Here is a 3,770-nt window from a genome sequence, read left to right as displayed (position 1 = left end):
GTCGAGGTCGGGCGTGGCAATACCCGCCGCAACCTCCTCCTCGGCGACGCAAGGGATGTCCGGATAAGCGGCGCGCAGGCCGGCCAGGATAATCTTTTCGCTTTCGCGATCGGCTTCCGTCACCGGCGAAGAGTCGGACTTGCTGTCGACGGCGCAGCCTTCGTGGAAAACGCGCATCACCGCGCGGCCGGCATCGAGCGCGAGGCGCTCGAACACGCCAAGCATTGCCGCGTCGTCAGATGCCGCCGCCATCGTCATACTGCTCTTCGGCAACGTCGCGCTCCGTCAGCCAGTGTTCCAGGGCTTCCGCCATCTCCTCGGGCGTCCTGCCGAGAGTCTCGAGGTGGATCTCGGGGTTCTCCGGCGTCTCGTAGGGAGAATCGACGCCGGTGAAGTTCTTGATCTCGCCGCTCAAGGCGCGGGCGTAAAGGCCCTTCGGGTCGCGGCGGGCGCATTCCTCGAACGGCGTGTCGACGAACACCTCTACGAATTCCCCCTCGCCCATCAGCTCGCGCGCCATGCGCCGCTCGGCGCTGAAGGGCGAGATGAACGAGACGATGACGATCAGGCCCGCATCGGCCATCAGCTTGGCCACTTCGGCGACGCGGCGGATGTTTTCGACCCGATCCGCGTCGGTGAAGCCGAGATCGCGGTTGAGGCCGTGGCGGACATTGTCGCCGTCGAGGATGTAGGTGTGGCGGCCGGACGCGAACAGCTTCCTCTCGAAAAGATTTGCGATGGTCGACTTGCCGGAACCGGACAGACCGGTGAACCAGAACACCGCCGGGCGCTGGTTCTTGAGGTCAGAGCGGCCGCGCTTGCCGACGTCGAGCGATTGCCAATGGATGTTCTCGGCGCGGCGCAGCGAATGCAGGATCATCCCGGCGCCGACGGTGGCGTTGCTGATGCGGTCGATCAGGATGAAGGCGCCGGTCGTGCGGTTCTCGGCGAAGGGATCGAAGGCGATCGGCGCCCGGGTCGACAGGTTGCACACCCCGACCTCGTTGAGGTCGAGGGACTTCGCCGCTTCATGCGCGAAATCGTTGACGTTGACGCGGTATTTCAGATCGGTGACGGTCGCGCTCACCTGATCGGTTTCGGTGCGCAGGATATAGGACCGGCCGGGCAGCAGGGCCTGCTCGTCGAACCAGACCAGATTGGCGGCGAACTGGTCGGCGACCTGCGGACGTGCGGCCGGCGATACCAGCATGTTGCCGCGCGAAACCTCGACCTCGTCCTCGAGGACGAGCGTGATGGCCTGGCCGGCAACAGCCTGCTCAAGGTCGCCGCCATGCGCGACGATGCGCTTGACCCGGGAGGCCCTGCCCGACTTGGCGACCACGACCTCGTCGCCTTTGGAAACGGAACCGGATGCAATGGTTCCGGCAAAGCCGCGAAAATCGAGATTGGGACGGTTCACATACTGGACGGGGAAGCGGAACGGCAATTCGATCGCCGCCTCGTCGACAGACACGGTTTCCAGATGCTCGATAAGCGACGGCCCGGAATACCAGGGCGTTCGCTCCGAGCGGCTGGTGACATTGTCGCCGAAGCGCGCCGACATCGGAATCGGCACGATACTGTTGAAGCCCAGGCTTTGCGCGAATTCGCCGTAGTCGGCGACGATCCGGTCGAACACGGTCTTGTCGAAGCCGACGAGGTCGATCTTGTTGACGGCAAGGACGATGTGGCGGATGCCGAGCAGCGAGGCGATGATCGAATGGCGCCGGGTCTGGCGCAGCACGCCCTGGCGCGCATCGATCAGCACGATGGCGAGGTCGGCGGTCGAAGCGCCCGTCGCCATGTTGCGCGTGTATTGCTCATGGCCGGGCGTGTCGGCGACGATGAACTTGCGCTTCGGGGTGGCGAAGAAGCGGTAGGCGACGTCGATTGTGATGCCCTGCTCGCGCTCGGCCTCCAGCCCGTCGACGAGCAGCGCGAAGTCGATGTCGTCGCCGGTGGTGCCGTGCTTGCGAGAATCGTTCTCCAACGCGGCGAGCTGGTCCTCGAAAATCTGCTTGGTATCGGACAGCAGCCGGCCGATCAGCGTCGACTTGCCGTCGTCGACCGAGCCGCAGGTGAGAAAGCGCAGCAGCGATTTCTTCTCCTGCGCGGCCATGTAGTCGCGGATCGAATCGGTCGGGGCGAGGCTCTTGGCCAGGATGTGGCGCATGCTCAGAAATACCCCTCGCGCTTCTTCTTTTCCATGGAACCTGCCTCGTCGCGGTCGATGAGGCGGCCCTGGCGCTCGGAGGTGCGGGCGGTCAGCATCTCGCCGACGATGGCTTCGAGCGTGTCGGCATCCGATTCTATGGCGCCCGTCAGCGGATAGCAGCCCAGCGTGCGGAAGCGCACGAGACGGTTCTCGATCTTCTCGCCGGGGCGCAGTTGCATGCGGTCATCGTCCTTCATGATGAGCATGCCGTCGCGTTCGACGACCGGCCGCTCCTTGGCGAAATAGAGCGGCACGATCGGGATGTTCTCCTGCAGGATGTACTGCCAGATGTCGAGCTCGGTCCAGTTGGACAGGGGAAAGACGCGGATCGATTCGCCCGGCGCGATCCGGGTGTTGAAGATCTTCCACATTTCCGGCCGCTGGTTCTTGGGATCCCAGGCATGCTGGGCATTGCGGAAGGAAAATATGCGCTCCTTGGCGCGCGACTTCTCCTCGTCGCGACGGGCGCCGCCGAAGGCCGCGTCGAAGCCGTATTTGTCGAGCGCCTGGCGCAGCGCCACCGTCTTCATGACATGGGTGTGGGTGTTCGAGCCGTGATCGAAGGGGTTGATGCCGTCGCGCACGCCGTCTTCGTTGACATGAACAAGCAGGTCGAAGCCGAGCTTCTGCGCCATCTGATCGCGAAAGGCGATCATCTCACGGAACTTCCAGGTCGTGTCGACATGCAGGAAGGGAAATGGCGGCTTGGCGGGATAGAAGGCCTTCATCGCCAGATGCATCAGCACCGAGGAATCCTTGCCGACCGAATACAGCATCACCGGCTTGGCGAAAGAGGCCGCAACCTCACGGAAGATGTGGATGGATTCGGCCTCTAGCCGCTGCAGATGGGTGAGCGCGATATTCATAAGCTATTGAGCGTTCTTTCGTGCCGGCCAGGCCTTGCAGCAGGCGATTGGCGCGGTTTGCTAAAACAGCCCGTCAAGCCCTGGACACTTGTCGCGGGCGTTCTAGCAGATCGCCATCGCCCATAACAATGCAAGACCCGCGCCGGGCACAGCGCTTTGGGAATGAATTTTCCAAGTGAGCTTGATAAGTCGGAAAATTCTCCCAGACAAGCCGAGCAATTGAAAGGGGCCGAACAAACCTATTTGCTTCGATCGGCTAGGTTGACTTCCAAGAGCTTTCGTCCACGCCGCCGATTTTTTGGCTGGACATCCTTCGGTCGCCCTATCGGAGATCGGAGCCAGCCGCTATACCGGCGCGGGAGCAGGCGAGGCGCGGCAGAACGGGATCGGTCAAAGCCAATTGTTCGGTACCCCGGCGGGTCTGCGCACAACCTGGAAGATTGCGAAGCAAGGCATTGAACCCGTTTACATCGCTTCGGCGGCATCTCACGCCGACACAGATCAACATCTATTTCTCGATCGTCTGCTTCTTCTCGCCGCCCGTGCTGGGATCGGTGGTCAGCTTCGTTTTCAACGGCGGCGCGCTCTGGTCCGTATTTCTGCTCGCCATCAGACGGCGGCGGTTCAACATCGACCGGTCGATGCTTGCCATGACGGTGGCGATCTGTGACTATTGCGCGGCCATCGTC

General features: G+C 62.7%; 3 protein-coding genes and 1 pseudogene. 1 reads left to right on the top strand and 3 read right to left on the bottom strand.

The features are described 5' to 3' along the window. The 3 genes from EOA60_RS23090 to cysD form a co-directional block, all read right to left on the bottom strand. Nucleotides 1-225 (bottom strand): inositol monophosphatase family protein (locus tag EOA60_RS23090; RefSeq protein WP_281060767.1); only part of this gene is annotated, 225 nt, incomplete at its 3' end. Nucleotides 226-235: 10 nt separating this feature from the next. Further along, the gene (gene cysN, locus EOA60_RS23085; RefSeq protein ID WP_164748287.1) at nucleotides 236-2,173 is read right to left on the bottom strand and encodes a sulfate adenylyltransferase subunit CysN; all 1,938 of its coding nucleotides are present in this window, start codon (nucleotides 2,171-2,173) and stop codon (nucleotides 236-238) included. A gap of 2 nt (nucleotides 2,174-2,175) precedes the next feature. Further along, nucleotides 2,176-3,081, bottom strand: a complete 906-nt coding sequence (gene cysD / locus EOA60_RS23080) for a sulfate adenylyltransferase subunit CysD (RefSeq protein WP_066997810.1) — start codon at nucleotides 3,079-3,081, stop codon at nucleotides 2,176-2,178. Between the two features lie 455 nt (nucleotides 3,082-3,536). Here cysD and EOA60_RS39150 point away from each other — a divergent pair. Then, nucleotides 3,537-3,770, top strand: a pseudogene (locus EOA60_RS39150) (O-antigen ligase family protein); the annotation flags it as partial.

The organism is Mesorhizobium sp. M1A.F.Ca.IN.020.06.1.1 (genome assembly GCF_004023265.1).
Taxonomy (GTDB): Bacteria; Pseudomonadota; Alphaproteobacteria; order Rhizobiales; family Rhizobiaceae; genus Mesorhizobium.
The sequence above is the reverse complement of the archived record's forward strand: the minus strand, read 5'-3'. Positions and strand labels throughout refer to the sequence as shown.

Coding starts and splice junctions, on each gene's coding strand:
- cysN (WP_164748287.1), bottom strand. CDS start 2,173: ATGCGCCACATCCTGGCCAAGAGCCTCGCCCCGACCGATTCGATCCGC.
- cysD (WP_066997810.1), bottom strand. CDS start 3,081: ATGAATATCGCGCTCACCCATCTGCAGCGGCTAGAGGCCGAATCCATC.